The organism is Acaryochloris sp. CCMEE 5410 (assembly GCF_000238775.2).
Taxonomy (GTDB): Bacteria; Cyanobacteriota; Cyanobacteriia; order Thermosynechococcales; family Thermosynechococcaceae; genus Acaryochloris.
On sequence record NZ_AFEJ02000005.1, the window covers coordinates 217,306 to 238,970 of the forward strand.

Sequence of the window (21,665 nt, forward strand, 5' to 3'; positions counted from 1 at the left end):
TGTTTTGAAGCCATTGTTTCATCCATTTCTATGCACCAAGCTAAACGGATCGGTATCCTCACCAGCGGTGGTGACTGCCCTGGGCTTAATGCCATTATTCGGGCAGTTATTAAATGTGCGACTCACAAAGGGTGGGAGGTGTTTGGCATTCCCTATGGCACCCAAGGCTTTATTAATCTTGAATTAGGACACTGTACTCCTGAGGACCTGAGGTTAAAAGAGCATGGATATGATGTCCCAGGATTGTTAGGGGGATTAGATATTTTGCAATTCCTCAGTGGCAGTATCTTGGGGGCATTAAACAAAGGGAATCCGAGTGATCCTGCGATCGCACAAGAAATTTTGCAGGGTTTTCAACGCTTGAATCTTGACGCACTGATTGCCATTGGTGGGGATGGGAGTTTGGATATTATTGACGACCTTGCCCAGAAAGGGCAGTGGCGGTGGGTGGCAATACCAAAAACCATCGATAATGACGTGCCCTTTACGGAAATTTCATTGGGGTTTGATACTGCCATTAATACCGTTACGAGATCACTCTACGATCTCACATTCACGGCAGCGAGCCATGATCGAATCATGGTCGTTCAGGTGATGGGACGTGATGCCGGACATTTGGCACTCCATTCAGGTATTGCGGGGGGCGCAGATGTAATTTTAATTCCAGAGTTAACCCCATGCTTGAACCCGTCCGTGATTGATCAAGTGTGTCGTCAAATTGCCGTGCTTCGACAAGGCGGCCGCCGTTTTGCTTTAGTCGTGATTGCTGAAGGGGTGCGCAGACCAGATGGTCTAAAAGTCGCAAGCATTTGTGACTTTTTAGCTCAACAGATTCAGGTTCAAAGTCAGACGTTATGTTCGTCCGGTAATCCTAAGTTCTGTAGTCTTCAAGAAGTGGATTCTCGGGCAATCATTTTGGGGCATATCCAGCGAAGCGGGGTGCCTACAGCCTTTGATCGTTTATTGGCAGCTCGCTTTGGCAGGGAAGCCGTTGATCTTATCTCTCAACATCATTACAACCGTCTCGTGGTTTGGGAGAACGGCGAAGTTGCGAGTAAACCCTTAACGGAAGTTATCCCCAAAATCAAGGATTGTCATCGAGAGAAAAAATGTCCAGATCCAGTTGATCCACAAGGGGGATTGGTGCAGACGGCTAAGGAATTAGGGATTTATGTTGGAACATCATGAAGTTTGTCGATGAGTATCGAGATCCTGACTTGATCAAGTATTGGGTACGCGAGATTGATCATCTGGTAACACAGCCTTGGACCATTATGGAAATTTGTGGTGGGCAAACTCATACGATTGTGAAGCATGGAATTGATCAACTTTTACCAAAAGCGATCACCTTGATTCATGGGCCAGGATGTCCCGTCTGCGTGACACCAGTAGCATTAATTGATGATGCAATTACACTAGCCAAAACCCCTGGAGTGATGCTCTGTTCTTTTGGGGATATGTTGCGAGTACCCGGAACTAAGGGGGATCTGTTATCTGCAAAGGCACAAGGCGGAGTGGTACGGATAGTGTATTCATCCTTAGATGCCCTGAAGTTAGCTCAAGCCAATCCAGACCAACAAATTATGTTCTTTGCGGTGGGGTTTGAGACAACGGTACCAGCAACAGCGATGGCGGTATATCAAGCCCATCAGCTAAGGATATCTAATTTTTCAGTCCTCGTAGCCCACGTCTTGGTCCCACCAGCGATGGAAGCAATTTTGTCTGCACCAAACTGTTTAGTACAGGGATTTCTAGCAGCTGGGCATGTGTGTACGGTGATGGGGTATACAGCCTATGAGGCGATCGCAACTCAATATCACACCCCAATTGTAGTGACGGGATTTGAGCCCGTTGACATTCTGCAAGGTATCTACCGCTGCATCCATCAACTGGAAGTCGGCAAAGCAGTGGTGGAGAATCAATATTCTCGTGTGGTTCAATCCAACGGAAATTCTGAAGCGCAACAACTGATGGCAGAGGTATTTGTGCCTAGTGATCGTCAATGGCGAGGTCTAACCACCATTCCCAATAGTGGTCTAAAGTTCCGTCCCAGGTATGCCCATCTGGATGCCCAGGCACTTTTACCCACAAATTCCAATACTTCAGATGGTGTTGCTCCTGCCCCTGAGATCAATTGCATCAGCGGCAAGATTCTTCAAGGGGTTCTAAAGCCACCCGATTGCTCTGCCTTTGGACACCAATGCACACCAGAGCACCCGCTTGGTGCACCTATGGTTTCCTCCGAAGGTGCTTGTGCGGCCTACTATCGATATCGTCAATTCAGGGTTTAAGGCAGTAAACTTCACTGCATCACTTGGCTCATAAGATCTTCAGCATTGCTTCATATTCTGAAGTTAGAGAGAATCTCAGCTTTATAGATTGTAGTTGAGACCTCATTTTAAAGGTTGAAGGATGTTGTTACTTGAAATCAAGGGAGGACACATACCCTCAACTGCAGGAGGTGTTGATAATGATGCCGACAAAGAAGCCATCCAATTCCAAACGGGCAAACGCTAAATCCAAGAAATCGAAGCATCGACGACGTAAAGAAATATACCGACAAAAGGTAGTCAGTCTTGGCGTACCTCAAAAGCCATTGCAATCTCGTTTACCAGAATCCACTCATGAAAAATTGAGTGATTGGGAAGCAGCATCTTAAAGAGTGACTTACCAAAATCTTTGGTCACTCAGGCTATTCAAGAGATATTTCCTGCATCTTCGGGTACCTAGTACTCATTCTATTGTTCGAGGCTGATGGGAAGCTGGCCTGCATCTGAAACATGAATTTACGGGAGTGGCAACAGTTCCCGTGGGTAATCGGTAGAAAATAGCACTGTGATCGTATCTCGAGAAAGGAGATACGATCACAGCCTCACGAAACAGCAATAGATTGTCTAGCTAACTTCCACTTTTACAGACTTTTTCATATCCTCTTCAGACTTCGATAAGGTGAGACTCAAGACCCCATTGTTGTATTCTGCTTGAACGTTATCGGTCTTAATAGGACTAGGCATGGGGATAACGCGTTCAAATTTTCCATAGTGGAATTCAGATCGAACGGTCCCTTCTGACTCTGCTTCAATTTCAGTCTTGCGTTCTCCTCGGATATAAACGGCATCTTTGGTGACTTCAATATCAAGATCCTTAGCATCAAGACCAGGAAGTTCAAATTTGAGATGGATTTCTTGATCAGTTTCGTCCATTTCTGCGGATGGCATAAAGGTAAGACTCTTTTCTCCATCGCTCTTAGAAATTGGCATTAACCGTCCAAACATCCGATCCATCTCTCGTCGCCAGCTTTCTAGTTCCTGGAAAGGTTCCCAACCTAATGGATACATGCGCTCAAAACTACGGAACGGATCACGAAGGACAATAGACATCATTACGCCTCCTCGCTATTACGACTGTTTTGGGGGCTCCCCACAGAAGTTTTATAAAGCACCGTTATGTTTGAAACGATTGGGGAGTCATCTCCTTCTACTTTGAATTTAAAAAATAAACTTGATGAATTTGTGAAGGTTTCCCTGCACCAACAGTATTGAGAGATATACATCTAGCCATAGAGGAATCAGCAATGCGAGCAATGCAACTAGATGCCCCTGGTCAACTTCTCAGGTTGGTAGAACGCCCCATCCCCATCCCTAATCCTCACCAACTTCTATTGCGGATTCATATTTGTGGGGTTTGTCGAACCGATTTACATATTGTTGATGGCGAGCTACCAGACCCAAAACTACCGCTTATTTTGGGACATCAGATTGTGGGTACTGTGATTGAATTGGGTGAACAAGTGACAGGATTCAAACAAGGCGATCGCATTGGTGTTCCCTGGTTGGGACGAACCTGTAACTGCTGCCGATACTGCCTTTCAGGCCGGGAGAATCTTTGCGATCAAGCCCGGTTTATGGGCTATAACCTAGACGGTGGTTTTGCTGAATATGCAGTGGCCGATGCCCAGTTCTGCTTTCCCATTCCTGAAGAGTATCCTGATCAACAGGCAGCCCCACTACTCTGCGCAGGTCTCATTGGCTATCGATCCTATCGCATGGTGGGCAAGGCCGAACGGATTGGTTTCTATGGCTTTGGCGCAGCGGCCCATATCTTAATTCAGGTGGCCAATTATCAAGGACGTCAGATCTATGCTTTTACCCGACCTGGGGATATACAAGCACAGCAGTTTGCCCGTGAACTTGGGGCGGTATGGTCCGGGGGATCTGATGAAAGTCCACCCCAAAGCCTAGATGCTGCGATTATTTTTGCCCCTGTCGGGTCTTTGGTGCCAGCGGCCTTGACGGCTGTCACTAAAGCAGGGGTGGTGGTTTGTGCCGGTATTCATATGAGTGATATTCCTAGCTTTCCTTACAAAAGTTTGTGGGAGGAACGTTCTATTCGCTCAGTGGCCAATCTCACGCGCCAAGATGGGGAAGAATTTCTGACTTTAGCCCCTCAAATTCCCATTCAAACGCAAGTCCAGGCTTTTCCGCTGAGTACTGCCAATGAGGCACTGTCGGCATTGAGGAATGGAAAGGTGACTGGAGCCGTAGCTTTAGTAATGACTGATGAGTCAGGTCAAAAGGACTTTTAACGTTTGAGGCTTCCTCACGTCCGAGAACGCTAATCCTTTGAGAAAGTTGTGAGTGTCCTTGCTACTTCACAACTTTCTCAAGCTTGAAATCTAAGTTCAAACTAATGTGCCAAAGAGTTTTTACATGCCGAGCCAGGGATATTACGGAAATAAGTCTTGTCGTGACGATGGTTTTAGCCATGTCTCAACTTTCACAAATCTCTAACAACAAAAGCAGCTCCTTGATGTCTCTTGCCAGTACAAGTCTTTTTAAGGTGAGGGGGGTGACTAAAACCTATGTCATGGGTGAGGTGACGGTTGAGGCCCTCAGATCGGTGGATTTAGAACTTTTTGCAGGTGAATTCATCGTTTTACTCGGTCCTTCCGGTAGTGGGAAATCTACTCTACTCAATATTCTGGGGGGACTAGATGTGCCTTCCAGTGGTCAGGTGATATTTCAGGGGCAAGACTTAACCGCCGCTAATGATCGCACCCTCACCCGCTTTCGTCGCCAAAGTGTGGGCTTTGTTTTTCAGTTCTATAACCTTATTCCTAGTCTCACTGCTCGGGAGAATGTCGCTCTCGTTACCGAGATAGCCCCCCAGCCCATGCATCCTCGCGAAGCATTAGAACTGGTTCATCTCGGTGATCGTGTCAATCACTTTCCAGCTCAACTATCCGGGGGAGAACAGCAGCGGGTTGCGATCGCACGAGCGATTGCCAAACGCCCCCAAGTGCTGCTCTGTGATGAACCCACGGGAGCTTTGGACTTTCAAACCGGTAAGCTCGTCCTGGAAGCCCTCGCCCAAGTCAATCGGGAGTTAGGGACAACGACAGCCGTCATTACCCACAATGCTGGGATTGCCGCCATGGCCGATCGGGTGATTACCATGCGGAGTGGCGAGATAGTGGCTGTTCGAGAGAATGAACACAAAGTGAAACCGGGAGAGTTGGAGTGGTAGCCCTTGACCAAAAACTCCTTCGAGATCTCCGTCATCTCCGAGGACAGGTGATTGCGATTGCCTTAATCGTCGCCTGTGGAATTGCTTGTTTGGTGACCATGCTGAGCGCCTACGACTCCTTGCAGCTCTCACAACAGACCTACTATGATCGCTATCAATTTGCGGATGTATTTGCTCAGCTGAAGCGGGCACCGGATTCCCTTATAGAGCGAATTGCGGAACTACCAGGTGTGCAGCAGGTGCAGACGCGGGTGGTCGTGGATGTGAATTTGGATGTGCCTTCCTTACCGGAACCTGCAACTGGACGGTTGATTGCCATTCCTGAGCAGCAGACCCCGATGTTAAATGATCTGTTCATTCGTCAAGGCCAATATATTGAACCCGGACGACGAGATCAGGTTTTAGTCAGTGAGGTGTTTGCCCAAGCGAATCATTTAGAGCTGGGGGATACCTTGGGCGCCGTGATCAATGAACGGTGGCAGCAATTGCGGATTGTCGGGATTGCCTTATCACCAGAATATGTTTATGAAATTAGGGGAGTGGAGCTGTTCCCAGACAATCAGCGCTTTGGGGTGATCTGGATGGGGCGCGAGGCGTTGGGCACAGCCTTTGATATGGATGGAGCGTTTAATGATGTCGCCCTATCCTTGATGCCAAGCGCTAATCCGGCCAGTGTTATTTTCCGGCTTGATCAGTTATTGAAACCCTACGGAGGGCTGGGGGCTTACGAACGGGCTGATCAGATTTCCCATCAGTTTATCAACAGCGAAATCGAGAGCTTGGCAGCCACCGCAGTCATGGTGCCCTTTGTGTTTTTGGGGATTGCTGCGTTCTTGCTGAATCTGGTTCTTGCTCGGCTAGTAAGCACCCAGCGAGATCAAATTGCCGTTTTGAAAGCCTTTGGCTACGACAATCTCGCTGTGGGTTGGCATTACCTAAAGCTCGTCTTGGTGATTACGCTGCTTGGAGCCGGGTTAGGGACAATTGTTGGTATTGGTTTGGGGGCCGTTATTACTGAGAACTATGCCCGCTTCTATCACTTTCCGGTGCTGCGGTATCGAGCGGGCCTACAGATCATGGTCACTGCCATTGTCGTGAGTGGGGGGGCAGCTGTCCTGGGGACATTCACAGCAGTGAAACAGGCTGTTTCTTTACCCCCCGCAGAGGCTATGCGGCCCGAGCCTCCAGCATCTTTTCGACGGACCATTATAGAGCGCATGGGAATGCAAAAGTTTATCCCTCCAGTGGGGCAAATTATTCTGCGGAATCTAGAACGGCGATCGCTGCAGGCGAGTCTTTCCATTCTGGGGATTGCTGCTGCAGTGGCCATCCTCGTCATTGGTCGCTATTTCGAGGATGCCACCAACTACATGATCGAAGCCCAGTTTCGGCAGGTGCAGCGAGAAGATGTAACCCTGGTATTTAATGAACCGCTGTCCAGTCGCGCCCGTTATGAATTAACCCATTTACCGGGAGTAATGCAAGCTGAGCCCTTCCGGGCCGTTCCAGCTCGTCTACGATTTCAGCATCAAACCCACCTGAGTGGCTTGACAGGATTGGAGCCTCAAGGAGAATTACGGCGTCTATTAGACCAAGACTTCTACCCCGTACCTCTCCCTGATCAGGGGGTGGTCTTAACCACAAAGTTGGCTGAAATCTTAGGCGTAACGCCCGGTGATCCACTGACAGTGGAAGTTTTAGAGGGAGAACGCCCTACCCGGACAGTGCCAGTGGTGGGATTCGTCGATGAATTGATTGGTTTGGGGGCTTATATGGATATTCATGCCCTCAATCGATTAATGCGAGAAGGGCCAACCCTATCAGGAGCCTACCTGACCGTGGATGCTCATAACTTGGAGCAGCTCTATACCCAACTAAAACAAACCCCTGCTGTGGCTAGCGTGGCCTTGCGGGAGCGGGTGATTACTGAGTTTGAAAAGACCATTGGTGGCAGTTTTGCGATTTTCACGACCGTGTTGGTTATTTTTTCAAGTGTGATTGCCTTTGGGGTAGTCTATAACGTTGCCCGGATTGCGCTTTCAGAGCGCGACCGTGAACTCGCAACCTTGCGTATTATTGGGTTTACCCAAGGAGAAATTGCCGTCATCTTGCTCGGTGAGCAAGCCATCGTCACCGTTGTGGCGATTCCCTTTGGCTTTGCCTTGGGATTTGGCTTAGCGGCTCTGATTACTCGGGCCTACGATTGGGAATTGTTTCGATTCCCCTTAATTGTCACGCCCGCTAGCTACGCCTTTGCCTTTGTGATTATTTTTCTAGCAGCTCTGGGTTCTGGAGGATTAATTCGTCGTCAGCTCAACCATTTGGATTTAATTGCCGTGCTCAAAACTCGCGAATGAGGAGGAAGTTCCGATGCAACACAAACAACATCGCCCTTTAATCCCGTGGTTGCGCAGGCCGCAACAGAAGCCCACGGTGCCCTCCTCCCCTTACCCGCCAGGCGAAGGGTATTCTCCCCCTTCAACTCAACTTAAACCCCAAACCCCAAACCCCAAAACGCGCCTACCTCCCTGGAAGCGCCTCCCCCGTCGTCTTCCCTATTGGCTGTTAGGATTGGGCGTTGCGACCCTCGTGGCCCTTGCTTTTCGACCCACGCCAATTGCAGTGGACTTAGGCCAAGTTCAACGCGGTCCGCTCCAAGTCACCGTTGATGCTGAGGGTAAAACGAGGGTGCGAAATCGCTTTACGATTGCAGCCCCAGTGGCAGGACGTCTGGCCCGCATTGACTTGGATCCAGGCGATCCGGTTCAATCAGGAGCCGTCGTGGCTCGGATAGATCCCCTTCCTCTGACAACCAAGGTCCAAGAAGCCCAAGCTCGGTTGCAAGAACTGCGCGCCCAACTGGCAGGAGTGGAAACCCAGCGTCCTAAATCCGCAGCCTTGGCTCAAGCCCAAGCTCAGATTCGAGTGGCGATCGCCGCTAAACAACAGGCAGAGGCTCGGCTAGCGGATGCTAAAGCGGCCTTGGCTCAGGCCACTCGAGATCGCAAACGTGCCCAGGATTTGGAAGTGGCAGGAGCCCAGACTCGAAAGGTCCGTGAGGATGCTGAGTTAGCGGCAACCCAACGACAGCAAGAATTGGAAGTGGCTCAAAAACAGGTCCAAGGTGCGATCTCAACTGTCGCTGCCGCCCAAAAAGCGTTTTCTGTCCTCAAGGCCGAACAGCAAGATCCCGACTATTTATTAGAGGTCTATCGAGCCCAAATTTCCAGTACAGAATCCACCTTGGTTAATCTTGCGGATGAAGCACGTCGAACCGTTGTTCGAGCCCCCGTTGGAGGCAAAGTCTTTCGAGTACTGCAAGAAAGTGCGCGCTTTATACCAGCTGGTGAACCTCTCCTAGAGTTGGGAGATGCCAGACAATTGGAACTGGTAATTGACGTCCTCTCAACGGATGCCGTTAAGGTCAAACCCGGTGCTTTTATTCAAGTTGACCATTGGGGTGGCCCTCACACCCTCCAAGCCCAAGTGCGCTATGTTGAGCCCTCAGCCTTTACAGAAGTGTCCGCTTTGGGAGTAGAAGAACAGCGCGTCAACATTATTGCTGACTTTATTCCCCCTCCTCGATCCTTGGGAGATGGCTATCGGGTCGAAGCGCGTATTGTTGTCTGGGAGGACAAGGATGCACTCAAGGTACCCGTGAGTGCATTATTCAGATGTGAGAATCAGAAATGGTGTGCCTTTGTGGCAGAGCAGGGAAAGGCCCAGCGACGTCAAGTGATCATCAGCCAACGCAGTCAGCGAGAAGCAGCGGTGAAGAAAGGACTAGAAGTCGGTGAAAAAGTCATTCTTCATCCCACGGAGCAGATCAAGGCGAACCAACGCATTCACAGTAGAAGCTAGCGTTGCCCTCACGAATTCCTCAAGGGAATTTCATACCTTTGAAATAGAGAGCTTCAGCGTTGGGTTCAACCCTGAAGAGCTGCATTGTCTAGAAATCAATGAAGTCATGGAATATCTCTACTTCTTTGATAACGCCAGTCTTACGATCCGGGTGATCGAGTATCTACAGCAATGCAGAGGATTGTCGTTAGACCTGGTAACCGTTATTTATTTGTCTGGTGGATGGTTGATGCGGATTAAGTTCAAAGAATGGCTCGCCCCCAAAACAGCAACGAACGTTCGGGCCGTCATGGATGAGTTTGGATATGCTTGTATGCCTTCCCCAGCGATGATGGCCGCGTTGAAAAGTCTTGTGGATGGGCAATCGCCAGCAGCTGTGATGCAGCGCTTTCGGATTGCCGTCGTTACCCATGGCCCACCGAGTCGAGAAGAGATTGAAGCCTTTCAACAGCAGTTTATCCTACAGTCAGGCGCTTATCCCAAAAGTCTGCGGTAGGGACCATGAGGGAGGTAACAGTGTGATGATGAATATTAAGCTCAACCAACACCCAGAACCATTCCAGCCAGTGACGGATCCTTGGCAGGGTACCCTGGTGCAATCGATTCCCCAGCACCCATCTGAGACTCCGACCGTTCCATGGAACTTACAGGCGATACTGAGTCCGACTGGCATCCCTGATGCACCGGCTTTATCGGCTGGCGTTCGTGAGAAAAGCCCTACGGTACAATTTTTACTTCGATGGGGTTTGAAACTTTCCCCCACCGATCATTCGGTCGCAGGACTCAGAGATGCCTTGGCCCTTCTCCTGTGGCAGGCATCCATCTGCCAACTCTCTCAAATACTGATTGAAGAGGAGTTGAGACTCAACGTGTTTGGCCAGGATAAACTCAAGACCCAAATCGAAAAGGCACTAGCTCTCCTCTTCTGGCTGGGACAAGGTGATGAGATGATGCCCGCCTAAACTGTTCCTGCAATTATTGGACATCGCCCATGCCCATCGATTCTATCTCTTGCCCTATCCCCATCGAGCAATATCCCCAGGTTTTGTTAGCTCATGGTGGAGGGGGTAAGCTGATGCATCAGCTGATTGAGCAGATGTTCGGGCGTCTATTCCAATCGGAAGATCGTCACCACCATGATGCTGCGGTCCTTGATGTCCCACCGGGACGACTCGCGTTGACGACCGACTCCTATGTGGTCCATCCCCTATTTTTCCCAGGAGGGGATATTGGTTCGCTAGCTGTCTACGGCACTGTGAATGATCTGGCGATGGCAGGGGCTCGTCCCCTTTACCTCAGCACCAGCTTTATTCTGGAAGAGGGACTCTCTATGACTACCCTTTGGCAAGTTGTGCAATCCATGCAACAGGCCGCCCACCAAGCTGATGTTCAGATCGTCACGGGTGATACAAAAGTGGTGGAACGAGGAAAAGGGGATGGTGTGTTCATTAATACGGCAGGTGTGGGGATAATTGAACATCACCAGACCATCCATCCTCAATCGATCCAGCCAGGTGATCTGGTCATCCTTAATGGTGACCTAGGCCGTCATGGTATGGCTGTTTTGGCGGAACGGGAAGGGTTGGAATTTGAGAGTGAAATCAAGAGCGATTCAGCTCCTCTGAATCATGTGGTGTTAGATCTGTTCGCCCATGGTGTCGAGCTGCACTGTATGCGGGATTTAACACGGGGAGGATTAGCGAGTGCCTTAAATGAGATCGCTTTGGCAACTGGGGTTGCGATCTCACTGGATGAAACCTGTATTCCTATCCGAGAGGACGTCCAGGGTGCCTGTGAAATTCTAGGATTTGATCCCTTGTATGTAGCTAATGAAGGCCGTTTCATCGCCTTTGTTCCACCACAATCTGTAGACTTAGCCCTTGCCAGACTGAATGCCCCACTGACCTTCCCCTTATCTGGGCAGAGCGATACCCATCCTCAAATGAGACATCAGCATCCGGCACAGGTGATTGGTCAAGTCACAACCACCACATCCCCTCGGGTTACCCTAACCAACCGACTTGGTGTGGAGAGAATCGTTGATTTCTTAAGTGGGGAGCAACTCCCTCGAATTTGCTAAGTGATTGAGTCTCGTCAACGTAAATATACGAGTAGGACAATGCCCTGTTTCTGGTACTTGGATGCTCAGAAAATCCTCACAATTGAAGCGCTAACTATAGTTAGCGCCTTAAAAATTCTGATGTAAGTGATAGAGCGCCTTTAATTCACGCATTTATCTCAAACCAAATTCGAGATTCCTGGAGCTTAAATTCATGATTCACACAGAACCCCGCCTTTTCTCGGAAACCAGCCGTAAGCAAGCATTGATATTAGGTTTCGATGAGGTGGGCATTGCCGATATTCCCCTAGTTGGCGGCAAAAATGCCTCCCTAGGTGAAATGATTCAGCACCTGGTTCCTCTAGGCGTGAACGTCCCCAATGGCTTTGCCACTACCGCCTATGCCTATCGATATTTTATTCAGCAAGCAGGGATTGAAGCTCAACTCCGGCAGATTTTTACCGATTTAGATATCGAAGATGTCGATAATTTACGTCAGCGAGGACGACAGGCGCGCTCTCTGATTCTCCACACCCCCTTTCCCAAAGATCTGGAGCTAGCGATTTCCACCTCCTATTGCCAACTATGTGAACAGTATGGCGTGGGCAATGCCGCTGAGAGTCGAGACTCCAAAACCCAAGAACGCCTGCAAGCCTACCATTACAACGTTGATGTCGCTGTCCGCTCTAGTGCTACAGCCGAAGACCTACCCGATGCGAGCTTTGCTGGACAACAGGAAACCTACCTGAATGTTCATGGTGTTAAGCAGGTTTTAGAATCCTGCCATAAATGCTTTGCTTCCATCTTCACAGATCGGGCGATTTCCTATCGCACCCTCAAAGGCTTTGATCATTTCCAGGTGGCCCTATCTGTGGGAGTGCAAAAGATGGTGCGCTCGGATCTAGCGTCTTCAGGGGTAATGTTCTCCATCGATACCGAAACTGGATTTAAGAATGCTGCATTAGTCACCTCTGCCTATGGTCTAGGTGAGAATGTGGTCCAAGGTGCCGTCAACCCTGATGAATTTTTGGGTTTCAAACCTACCCTCCAGGAAGGCTTAAGCCCCATTCTGAGCAAGCGATTGGGCAGTAAAGAAATCAAAATGGTCTATGACCTGGGGGGAAGTAAACTCACCAAAAATATTGCTGTCCCTCAATCTGACCGTGCTGAATTCTCGGCTAATGATGCGGAAATTCTCACCTTGGCACGTTGGGCTTGCATTATTGAAGATCACTATTCCCAGGTTCGGGGTATGGATACCCCCATGGATATTGAATGGGCCAAAGATGGCCAAACAGGGGAGTTATTTATTGTTCAGGCTCGTCCAGAAACGGTGCAGTCTCAAAAGGTTGCTAATCGCCTATCATCTTATCGGATGACAGTGGATACTCGACCCGCTGCCCTGATTGAAGGTCGAGCCGTAGGCGATCGCATTGGCCAAGGTACAGCCCGAGTGATTGCTTCTGTCCAAGGCATTTCCGAATTTCAGGCTGGAGAGGTCTTGGTGACCAACCGCACCGATCCCGACTGGGAGCCAATTATGAAAAAGGCAAGTGCCATTGTTACAAACCAGGGGGGCAGGACCTGCCATGCAGCCATTATTGCCCGTGAAATGGGTATTCCGGCTATTGTCGGTTGCGGTACGGCTACAGAGGTTCTCCAAACAGGACAGGACGTCACGATCTCCTGTGCTGAAGGTGAAGCGGGACAAGTTTATCCGGGGCTCCTTCCCTTTGTCGTTGAGGAAACAGCTTTGGATGAACTCCCTCCGACCCGGACGCAAATCTTGATGAATGTGGGCAATCCTGATGAAGCCTTTGGATTGGCGGCGATTCCCTGTGATGGGGTTGGATTAGCTCGGTTGGAGTTTATTATTGCGAACCAGATCAAGATCCATCCCTTAGCACTTTTGAGGTATGACGAGTTGACTGACGTCGATGCCAAACTGATCATCGCCCAATTGACGTCCCACTATGATCATAAACCTGACTACTTTGTGGATAAACTGGCCCAAGGGGTGGGAATGATTGCAGCCGCTTTTTATCCCAATCCAGTGATTGTTCGCATGTCCGACTTTAAGAGTAATGAATATGCCAACTTAATCGGCGGACGACAGTTTGAACCCACGGAAGAAAACCCAATGATTGGTTGGCGGGGGGCTTCTCGCTATTACGACCCGAATTACCGTCAAGCCTATTCCTTAGAATGTCAGGCTCTGAAGCGTGTTCGTGATGAGATGGGACTGCGGAACGTGATTCCCATGATTCCCTTCTGCCGTACTCCTGAAGAAGGCCAGCAGGTCTTGAAGGAAATGGCCCAGCATGGTCTGCAACGGGGTGAAAACGGTCTTCAGGTGTATGTGATGTGCGAAGTACCCAGCAATGTGGTGCTGGCAGAGGAATTTGCAGAGGTGTTTGATGGCTTCTCCATCGGCTCCAATGACTTAACCCAACTGACCCTAGGACTAGACCGAGACTCTGCCCTCGTCGCCCATATCTTTGATGAACGTAATGCCGCTGTGAAGAATCTGGTACGCCAGGTGATCTCCGTTGCCAAGGCAAAAGGCCGCAAAATTGGCATCTGTGGGCAGGCTCCCAGTGACTATCCTGAGTTTGCCCAGTTCTTGGTGGAGGAAGGGATTGATTCCATTAGCCTTAACCCAGATACGGTGCTTAAAACTCGGCTGGCCATTGCCCAAGTTGAAGCCCAAACGACAACTACCCACTGACCTTAAATGCGGGCTAGCACCAGACAGTCAGAAGGTGATGGGTGCGGCTCTTTTAGAGCGACACTTTTAAGTAGACAAGACAATATCTGGGTCGAGAAACTTACTAGTATGATTGCGAGTAAACTCCTTGAGTTTATGGAAGGGCCAGTACTCAGCAAAATCACCACTACTTCTAAGGGCACGAATCTGAAGAACAGCTTCAGCTCGGTCTAGTCGCCATCGTGCACCGGTAATATCCATGCGATCCTTGACCAAGTGCCGACAGGCTCCCTCAATGACGCCTGAGGCAATGGGATAGCCTTGGTCCAAGTACTGGTCATATAGAAGATACTTTCGATATTTGAGCAAATAGTCTGCACATTTATCGACATTTTCTCGGGCGGCCTTGGATAGATTTGCAGGGTAGCACTACGTCGAATCCCAGCTGCAACATTACTAGCTTTTCCTTCGAGAAGGCGTAAGGCTCTTCCATGACCCAAGGCTCCACTTCTGGAGTTCCAGGAGTAAAGAAGCAATGGGCCGCTTTCCAAAGGTATTCCAGTACATGAATGAAATCCAGAACGATCGTGATAGATACTTTGTTCTTTCTAGCGGCAGCTTGATAGCTTCGAGTTGGTTGAGTTCGCCATCGACCAAGACCACCCACTCTCGTTGGTGCTGTGGGTCGCGATGAGTGGCTTCCTCGAAAGCAGAGTTAATCACCTGCTTAGCATCTTCTCTGACACTGGCCCAAACTCGTTTATTACTAATGGTAGGACGCTCTGGTTTTTCCAGAGTATCTCCAATAATTGCTCGGGCTGTCGCTCAAACCTGGGGTACTGTATACAGAGGCAACAGTGGCCATCCGTTTGCGTTGGCGTTTCTCTCCTGGACTTAAGCGTACTTTACTTTTTGGGTAGCCCGCTCTGCTGCTTTGGCTGTAGCGGGTCGTAAATCCTCCTGATGCATCACAATTCCTTTGCCATCTGTTGTCAGCACGAGGAGGTCTGTGGTTATTTCTGGACTCTTCTGAGTCCGTTGGGCATAGAAGTCGTTAAAGTCTTGGGCAACTTTGACCGTAATTTCTTCACACTGTCGTTTGCCAACTTGAGCTCCTGTGGTTTCTGCAATGGTAGTCACAGTCTCCGTAAACGATACCTTGGAGGCTTCTTGAGCCACACGCTGTCTTAAGCCATCCGAGTACTTATCCATGGCTAGGTTTAGGATTCCATCTGAGGGGTATAGGGTACTCACCCCTGATGTCTTATTGCTATAACCAGACCGTGTCACTACCACTTCTCCAAACAGCGTTTCTAACTGCCGCTGAGTATCTTTACGATGATGGCGACGAGTATAGTCGTCTGAACCTCTCACAATGTGGTGCTGGGTTTCATTCACCGCTCGTAGGTCTAGATGTCCTTGGAATATACGTCGTAGAAGTTCAGTGCCGGCTTGATGGATAAACGATTCTACCTCGCCGTGTTCTAACGCTTGATAGTCAGCGGAGCAGATGGTCTGTACCAATACTTCGTACTGTTCATTGGCCAACTCCAACACCTTCTGTTCGATAGTACTCAAGGAGGGAATTTCATAGGGGTGAGGGCCATTCAGTCTACTCCCTAACTTATCTCCTCAAAAATATATATGTGCAATCTTTCAGCAGTTAATAGACAAGATTGTTTACTAAACACCTACTAATTCGTTATATTTCGTTACGTGGAAAGAGCCGCACCCGAAGGTGATGGCATGCGGTGTCATGGAGCGTTGATTCATTCCGGATGCCCTCACACTTTCCTCAAGATTCAGCACTAAAACTCGAATCAACGGTATCTACATCTTCTATGGGACACATTGCAGTTAGCAGATTATGCTTCAGTCTCCAGCGATATCTGTAGCGACATCCTATTCTCCTTGTCAGGGAAAGGTTGTCGCGATTAGGGGTAGCGTGGTTGATGTACACTTCTCCGATGAAGTGCCACCCCTCCGCCATTTATTGAGAGCAGGTCCCCAGGCTCAGATTGCAATAGAAGGACTCACTTACTTAAGCGCCAATCTCATAAGAGGGATTGCCCTCACGCCTACCCAGGGATTAGCAAGGGGGGCACGAGTGATTGATACGGGACAGCCACTCCAGGTGCCCATCGGAGAGCATTTGTTGGGTCGTGCGTTTAACGTCTTTGGAGACCCCATCGATGGCCTGGGTCCTTTAAAGGGCATGAAGCGATCGCTTCATGGGCAGGCCGTCCCGCTGCATCAACGCACCACGGGGACCGATATTTTGGTTACTGGGATAAAAGCAATTGATCTGCTGGCACCATTGGAACGAGGGAGTAAAGCAGGGTTGTTTGGTGGGGCAGGTGTGGGCAAAACCGTCTTGATTACTGAAATGATTCATAACATTGTGAGTCGCTATGACGGGGTCAGTATTTTTTGTGGGATTGGTGAACGTTCCCGAGAAGGAGAAGAACTTTACCGCGAGATGAAAGCTGCTGGCGTGCTCAACAACACAGTGATGGTGTTCGGCCAAATGAATGAACCTCCAGGGTCTCGCTTCCGGGTTGGCCATGCAGCTCTGACCATGGCCGAGTACTTTCGAGACCAAGCCCATCGGGATGTTCTCCTGATGATTGATAATGTCTTCCGGTTCATCCAAGCAGGTTCAGAAGTGTCTGGATTGATGGGACAGTTACCCTCTCGAGTCGGTTACCAACCCACCCTCGCGACTGAACTAGCAGAATTAGAAGAACGAATCTGCAGCACGGCTCATGGGGCTATTACCTCTGTACAGGCTGTATATATTCCTGCTGATGACCTAACAGATCCCGCTGCCGTCCATACGTTTTCTCATCTATCGGCATCTATCGTTCTCTCTCGCAAGCGAACGAGTGAGGGATTGTATCCAGCAGTCGATCCGCTACAGTCAGGGTCCAAAATGTTGACGCCAAGTGTTGTCGGTCAACGCCATTATCAAGTTGCACAAGCGGTGCGTAAGACCTTGGCAGAATATGAAGACCTCAAAGACATTATTGCCATGCTGGGCTTGGAGGAACTGGCCCAAAACGAACGCCAAACTGTTTATCGGGCGAGACGGTTAGAGAGATTTCTAACCCAGCCATTTTTCACAACGGAGCAATTTTCTGGCATTCCAGGGAAAATGGTCAGCCTGGATCAGACTTTAACGGGGTGTGAAGCCATTTTGGATGATAAATGTTCTGGCTTATCCGAACAAGCGCTGTACATGATTGGTGCTGTCGATGAGGCAGAGCTAGAGCACCAAGAGAGAGAAGCACAGGAGGTGGAGGAAATTGGCCAATAGTGGACGCCTGCACATCAGGATTTTTTTACCCCATGCCATCCTAATGGAGCAGCCAGTGATAAAGGTGACGGCCGAGTCTAAGCAGGGTGTATTTTGTCTATTACCCCATCACATCGACTGCTTAGCAATCCTAGTCCCTGGAATTGTCTCCTTAATTACGGAGCAGGGGAATGAATGTTTTGTGGCTGTGGATGAAGGCATTCTAGTGAAGTGTGGCCCAGAGGTGAGGATTTCGACTCGCAATGCTATCCAGGGAACCGATTTAGGCAGTCTAAAACAACAAGTTGATCAGCAATTCCGTCAAATTGATGAGAAGGAACGCCTCACGCGATCTGCCCTCGCTCAGCTAGAAGCAAGCTTGGCGCGTTACTTCAGTAGATTGTAAAGGCGGAGTTGCGGATGGAAAATGCACGACTAGCGAAGGGCATCAACCAAGTGGACAAGCATGGTTTTCCAAAGCAAGTTAAGGATAAAGTCAACCGCAAACTAAAGGCTCGACACGAAAAAAAGAGCGTTTGGTTTGGTCTCGGTCTGTTCGGGTTAGTGGGGTGGTCAGTGGCTATTCCAACACTATTGGGGATTGCCATCGGGAGTTGGCTCGACAACCATGTCCCCAGCCGCTATTCGTGGACCTTAACCATGCTGGTGGTGGGGGTGGGCTTAGGGTGTCTTAACGCCTGGTATTGGATCAAAAAGGAAAGTCACCATGAGTGAAACGATCCTCCTTTATTTAGTTTTACTCGTAGGGACAACAATTGTTCTTGCCATCCTTTTTAAAGCAGGGGCCGAGCGGCTAGGCATCCCTCCTTTAGTTGGATATTTATTGCTAGGTTTTGTTTTACAACTTCTGGATTTTCGAGGCTTTCTAGCTTCCGAAGTGGTGTTGGAGGCCTATAGTTTTTTAGCTGAATTAGGGATTATTTCTCTACTGTTCCGTGTGGGATTAGAATGCAATCTCACAGGATTATTGCGTCAGTTACCTCGAGCTTGCTTGCTCCTCGTCGGTGATGTGATTTGTAGTGGTTCACTAGGTTTTATCACGGCCTATTTCCTTTTGAATTTATCTCTGGTTGCCAGCCTATTTATTGGCATTGCCTTGGTCGCAACCAGTGTTGGGATTTCAATTAGCGTTTGGCAAGATTCCCAGGCCCTTAATTCCGAAAATGGAGAGTTGTTACTAGATATTGCGGAAATGGATGATATTGCGGCCATCATCCTGATGTCTTTATTGTTCTCCCTTGCGCCTTCTTGGCAGCAGGGAACCACAATTAATTTTCTGCCGCTTTTGGAAACCATTATTGGGCCTTTTTGCTTAAAGGTGATAATTTTTAGCACCTTCTGCTTGATCTTTTTTCGCTATATTGAGCAGCCCTTAACTCAATTTTTTGAGCGCATAGAACCGGCCCCCGATCCGATGCTGATGGTTGCCGGAACAGGCTTTGTTATTGCTGCAATAGCAGGGCTTTTAGGTTTCTCAGTTGCGGTTGGGGCCTTCTTTGCCGGACTGGCATTTAGCCGAGATCCTCACGCGGTTAGAATCGATGCGTCTTTTGGCACACTCTACGAATTTTTTGTGCCGTTTTTCTTTATCAATATTGGTCTACAAATTCAATTTACAGGCCTAGCAACCACAGTTGGTATCAGCTTAGTCCTGCTCAGTGCTGCCCTGATTGGCAAACTCATGGGAGTCGGAGGATTGCTGCTCCTGACTCAAGGTGACCTTTCGAGTGCAACGTTACTCGGAATCAGTATGATGCCTCGCGCCGAAATTACGATGGTGATCCTGCAACGAGGACGTGACTTGGGCACTTGGGCCGTCTCTGCCCAGATATTTGCGGGTATGACCTTGGTTGCGATCGCAACCTGTATTATCGCGCCGATGCTGTTATATCCATTACTTAAGCAATGGCCCCAACTTCAGGAGGTTGAAGCATGAATAGTCATTCCCCTGCCCTATTCACCTCCTTAATTTTGGGGAGTAGCTTAGGACTCCTTTACTTCGGTGGACTATGGATCACGATTCTCCGGTTTAACCGCACCACTCAACCCATCCTGTTGATGTGGAGTAGTTTTCTACTCCGTCTTGGCGCAGTTTTAGGGGTGTTTCACCTCATCCTTCAGAACGGTATGAGCGATCATCTGCTGGCCCCTCTACTGTTGACATTTCTGGGATTTCTGGGGGCTCGAAATTTCTTAATTTCCAGAATTATTCCTCTGCCTAAAAAGATCAAGAAGAGGAGAAAAGACGTTGTGAATTATGACTTATAAGTTCTGTATTAATGAGTTTTTCTCAATACTCTGTATCGCAAAGAAGTTTGACCGAAAGGCTCAAACATAGCTTTCTCGACACTGCAAAACCCAGAATTTATTGTTGTTATCACTTTTTAAAGTTTCTTGGTATGGAGCCCAAATGTAATGCATCTAACACCAGATCAAACCATTTTTTGGCAATGGGGGATGTTCTCTCTCAACGCCACGCTGATCTTCACTTGGCTCGTTATGGGGGTGTTGGTGGTTGGCTCATGGCTCGTGACCCGACACCTCTCTGCCTCGACCCAGATCTCCCGGGGACAAAACTTGTTGGAGGTCATTGTGTTGGGCATTAGAGATCAGATTCAAGAAATCATTGACCAACCCGCAGACCCATACTTACCGTTTATCGGTACCTTATTTATCTTTATTGCCTTATCGAATCTGCTGAGTGTTATCCCCGGTTACCAACCGCCGACGGGGTCCTTGTCCACCACAACGGCTCTGGCACTTTGTGTCTTTTTCGCAGTTCCCCTCTATGGCGTTCAGAAGAAGGGTGTGCGGGGTTACTTACAGCAGTACTTGCAGCCTAACCCCATCATGCTGCCATTCAATATCATTGGGGATTTCTCCAGAATTGTGGCCCTAGCTGTCCGCCTGTTTGGCAATGTCATGAGTGGAACGATGATCGTCGGCATCCTACTGTCGGTCGCTCCCTTGTTTTTCCCAGTCATGATGCAGGTCTTGGGGCTCTTAACGGGCGTGATTCAAGCCTATATTTTCGCCATTTTAGCCATGGTTTTCATTGCAGCGGCGAGTCAAGTGGATCAGCACAACTATCAAACAGACAGTGAGGTCTCCCATGGATAATATTGCCCTTGTGGGCATGGCTTCGATTGTGATCTCTGGACTCACCATTGCCATTGGTTCCATCGGTCCAGCGTTGGGGGAAGGTCGTGCCTTATCCCAGGCACTAAGCGCCCTGGCACAACAACCCGATGAAGCCAATACCATCACCAGAGTGCTGTTTGTGGGGATGGCATTGGTCGAATCAACGGCCATTTACTGCTTTGTGATTACATTAATTCTGATTTTTGCCAATCCATTTTGGACCTATGTGGTGGAGCAGGCCAGCACCAATGGAGGATAACCATGTTGATTGATCCACTTACTGTGGTGGCCCAAATCATTAATTTCCTGATTCTAGTGGCCTTACTCAGACGGTTTCTCTACACCCCGATCACTCAAGTGATGAAAAAGCGAGAACGGCTGATTGCTCAACAATTACAGGACGCTGCTCATCAGCAAGAAGTCGCTCAGCAAGAAGCTGAACGGTGGCGTCAGTTGCAGCAATCCTTAGAACATCGCCAAGCCTCGTTATTAACCCAAGCGCAAGACGCAGCAGACGAACATCGACATCAGTTGTTGCAGCAAATTCGGGACGAAGTTGATAGTACCCAAACTCAATGGAGAGAGGCCGTCAAGCGTGAGCGCCGCGTGTTTCTAAGTGTCCTACAGCAGCGGGCAGGACAGCAGCTAGCTGCAACCCTTCGATGTATTCTTCAAGATTTGGCAAGCGCCAATTTAGAGCAACAAATCGCGGAGGCTTTTATTACTCGCCTCAACCATTTACCTTTCTCAGAGCAAGAGGTGCTGGAAACATCCTTATCCAATGCAAGGGGACAGGAACTCGTTATTTCCAGTACATTTCCAATGCCGGAAGACCGCAAAGCCCAAATTCTTGCGGTCCTCCATCAGCACGCTCCTGCGATGGAATCGAGTGTTTACCAGTTTGTAACCATTCCAGACTTGATTTGTGGGATTGAACTCAAGATTCCAGGATATAAGCTGGCTTGGACGATCGAGCAATATCTTGAGCAGTTGGAGGTGAAGTTAAATCAGGTATGGGATGGCATGGAAAAATCATGGGTTGAGCAGGGGTAGAC

The 21,665-nt window shown here is 49.0% G+C and carries 20 protein-coding genes and 1 pseudogene; 19 read left to right on the forward strand and 2 right to left on the reverse strand.

The window, feature by feature from the left end; all coding sequences use genetic code 11:
- Positions 1-30: 30 nt before the first annotated feature.
- From ON05_RS34260 to ON05_RS34270, 3 genes are all read left to right on the forward strand, one after another.
- Positions 31-1,188, forward strand: coding sequence for an ATP-dependent 6-phosphofructokinase (locus ON05_RS34260; RefSeq protein WP_010478910.1), 1,158 nt, complete (start codon positions 31-33; stop codon positions 1,186-1,188).
- Complete coding sequence (gene hypD / locus ON05_RS34265) at positions 1,185-2,291, forward strand: hydrogenase formation protein HypD (protein ID WP_010478912.1); 1,107 nt, start codon at positions 1,185-1,187, stop codon at positions 2,289-2,291. The genes ON05_RS34260 and hypD overlap by 4 nt, the downstream gene beginning before the upstream one ends.
- A gap of 179 nt (positions 2,292-2,470) precedes the next feature.
- On the forward strand, positions 2,471-2,659 hold the full coding sequence (locus ON05_RS34270; protein ID WP_175307276.1) for a hypothetical protein: 189 nt from the start codon (positions 2,471-2,473) through the stop codon (positions 2,657-2,659).
- A 235-nt stretch (positions 2,660-2,894) separates the two neighbouring features.
- Here the strand turns inward: ON05_RS34270 and ON05_RS34275 are convergent, their stop codons facing one another.
- Positions 2,895-3,380, reverse strand: coding sequence for an Hsp20/alpha crystallin family protein (locus ON05_RS34275; protein WP_010478916.1), 486 nt, complete (start codon positions 3,378-3,380; stop codon positions 2,895-2,897).
- A gap of 194 nt (positions 3,381-3,574) precedes the next feature.
- Here ON05_RS34275 and ON05_RS34280 point away from each other — a divergent pair, with 194 nt between their 5' ends.
- From ON05_RS34280 to ppsA, 8 genes are all read left to right on the forward strand, one after another.
- Positions 3,575-4,585, forward strand: a complete 1,011-nt coding sequence (locus ON05_RS34280; protein WP_010478919.1) for a zinc-dependent alcohol dehydrogenase family protein — start codon at positions 3,575-3,577, stop codon at positions 4,583-4,585.
- 224 nt (positions 4,586-4,809) lie between these two features.
- On the forward strand, positions 4,810-5,526 hold the full coding sequence (locus tag ON05_RS34285; protein WP_085945244.1) for an ABC transporter ATP-binding protein: 717 nt from the start codon (positions 4,810-4,812) through the stop codon (positions 5,524-5,526).
- On the forward strand, positions 5,520-7,883 hold the full coding sequence (locus ON05_RS34290) for an ABC transporter permease (RefSeq protein ID WP_010478923.1): 2,364 nt from the start codon (positions 5,520-5,522) through the stop codon (positions 7,881-7,883). The genes ON05_RS34285 and ON05_RS34290 overlap by 7 nt, the downstream gene beginning before the upstream one ends.
- 13 nt (positions 7,884-7,896) lie before the next feature.
- A complete protein-coding gene (locus tag ON05_RS34295) occupies positions 7,897-9,387 on the forward strand; it encodes an efflux RND transporter periplasmic adaptor subunit (protein WP_010478924.1) in 1,491 nt (496 codons plus the stop codon).
- Between the two features lie 106 nt (positions 9,388-9,493).
- Positions 9,494-9,883: a hypothetical protein gene (locus tag ON05_RS34300; protein WP_010478926.1), complete on the forward strand. Its 390-nt coding sequence runs from the start codon at positions 9,494-9,496 to the stop codon at positions 9,881-9,883.
- 25 nt (positions 9,884-9,908) lie between these two features.
- On the forward strand, positions 9,909-10,349 hold the full coding sequence (locus tag ON05_RS34305) for a hypothetical protein (protein ID WP_010478928.1): 441 nt from the start codon (positions 9,909-9,911) through the stop codon (positions 10,347-10,349).
- Between the two features lie 29 nt (positions 10,350-10,378).
- On the forward strand, positions 10,379-11,467 hold the full coding sequence (gene hypE, locus ON05_RS34310; RefSeq protein ID WP_010478930.1) for a hydrogenase expression/formation protein HypE: 1,089 nt from the start codon (positions 10,379-10,381) through the stop codon (positions 11,465-11,467).
- Positions 11,468-11,660: 193 nt separating this feature from the next.
- Complete coding sequence (gene ppsA / locus ON05_RS34315) at positions 11,661-14,174, forward strand: phosphoenolpyruvate synthase (RefSeq protein ID WP_262562612.1); 2,514 nt, start codon at positions 11,661-11,663, stop codon at positions 14,172-14,174.
- A gap of 66 nt (positions 14,175-14,240) precedes the next feature.
- Here ppsA and ON05_RS34320 read toward each other — a convergent pair.
- A pseudogene (locus tag ON05_RS34320) lies at positions 14,241-15,731 on the reverse strand (ISKra4 family transposase).
- Between the two features lie 289 nt (positions 15,732-16,020).
- Between ON05_RS34320 and atpD the strand changes: the two are divergent.
- The 8 genes from atpD (at position 16,021) to ON05_RS34360 (ending at position 21,663) form a co-directional block, all read left to right on the forward strand.
- Positions 16,021-17,469 carry a F0F1 ATP synthase subunit beta gene (atpD, locus tag ON05_RS34325; protein WP_010476600.1) on the forward strand — a complete coding sequence of 483 codons (1,449 nt, stop codon included), beginning with the start codon at positions 16,021-16,023 and terminating at the stop codon, positions 17,467-17,469.
- Positions 17,459-17,854 carry a F0F1 ATP synthase subunit epsilon gene (locus tag ON05_RS34330; RefSeq protein WP_010476598.1) on the forward strand — a complete coding sequence of 132 codons (396 nt, stop codon included), beginning with the start codon at positions 17,459-17,461 and terminating at the stop codon, positions 17,852-17,854. The genes atpD and ON05_RS34330 overlap by 11 nt, the downstream gene beginning before the upstream one ends.
- Positions 17,855-17,868: 14 nt before the next feature.
- On the forward strand, positions 17,869-18,183 hold the full coding sequence (locus ON05_RS34335; protein WP_262562613.1) for an AtpZ/AtpI family protein: 315 nt from the start codon (positions 17,869-17,871) through the stop codon (positions 18,181-18,183).
- Positions 18,176-19,405, forward strand: a complete 1,230-nt coding sequence (locus ON05_RS34340; RefSeq protein ID WP_010476594.1) for a cation:proton antiporter — start codon at positions 18,176-18,178, stop codon at positions 19,403-19,405. Before ON05_RS34335 ends, ON05_RS34340 begins: the two co-directional genes overlap by 8 nt.
- Positions 19,402-19,737, forward strand: coding sequence for an ATP synthase subunit I (locus ON05_RS34345; RefSeq protein ID WP_010476593.1), 336 nt, complete (start codon positions 19,402-19,404; stop codon positions 19,735-19,737). Before ON05_RS34340 ends, ON05_RS34345 begins: the two co-directional genes overlap by 4 nt.
- A 147-nt stretch (positions 19,738-19,884) precedes the next feature.
- Positions 19,885-20,589, forward strand: a complete 705-nt coding sequence (locus ON05_RS34350; RefSeq protein WP_010476591.1) for a F0F1 ATP synthase subunit A — start codon at positions 19,885-19,887, stop codon at positions 20,587-20,589.
- A complete protein-coding gene (locus ON05_RS34355) occupies positions 20,582-20,869 on the forward strand; it encodes a F0F1 ATP synthase subunit C (RefSeq protein ID WP_010476590.1) in 288 nt (95 codons plus the stop codon). Before ON05_RS34350 ends, ON05_RS34355 begins: the two co-directional genes overlap by 8 nt.
- A gap of 2 nt (positions 20,870-20,871) precedes the next feature.
- Positions 20,872-21,663: a F0F1 ATP synthase subunit B gene (locus ON05_RS34360; RefSeq protein WP_010476589.1), complete on the forward strand. Its 792-nt coding sequence runs from the start codon at positions 20,872-20,874 to the stop codon at positions 21,661-21,663.
- Positions 21,664-21,665: the final 2 nt, after the last annotated feature.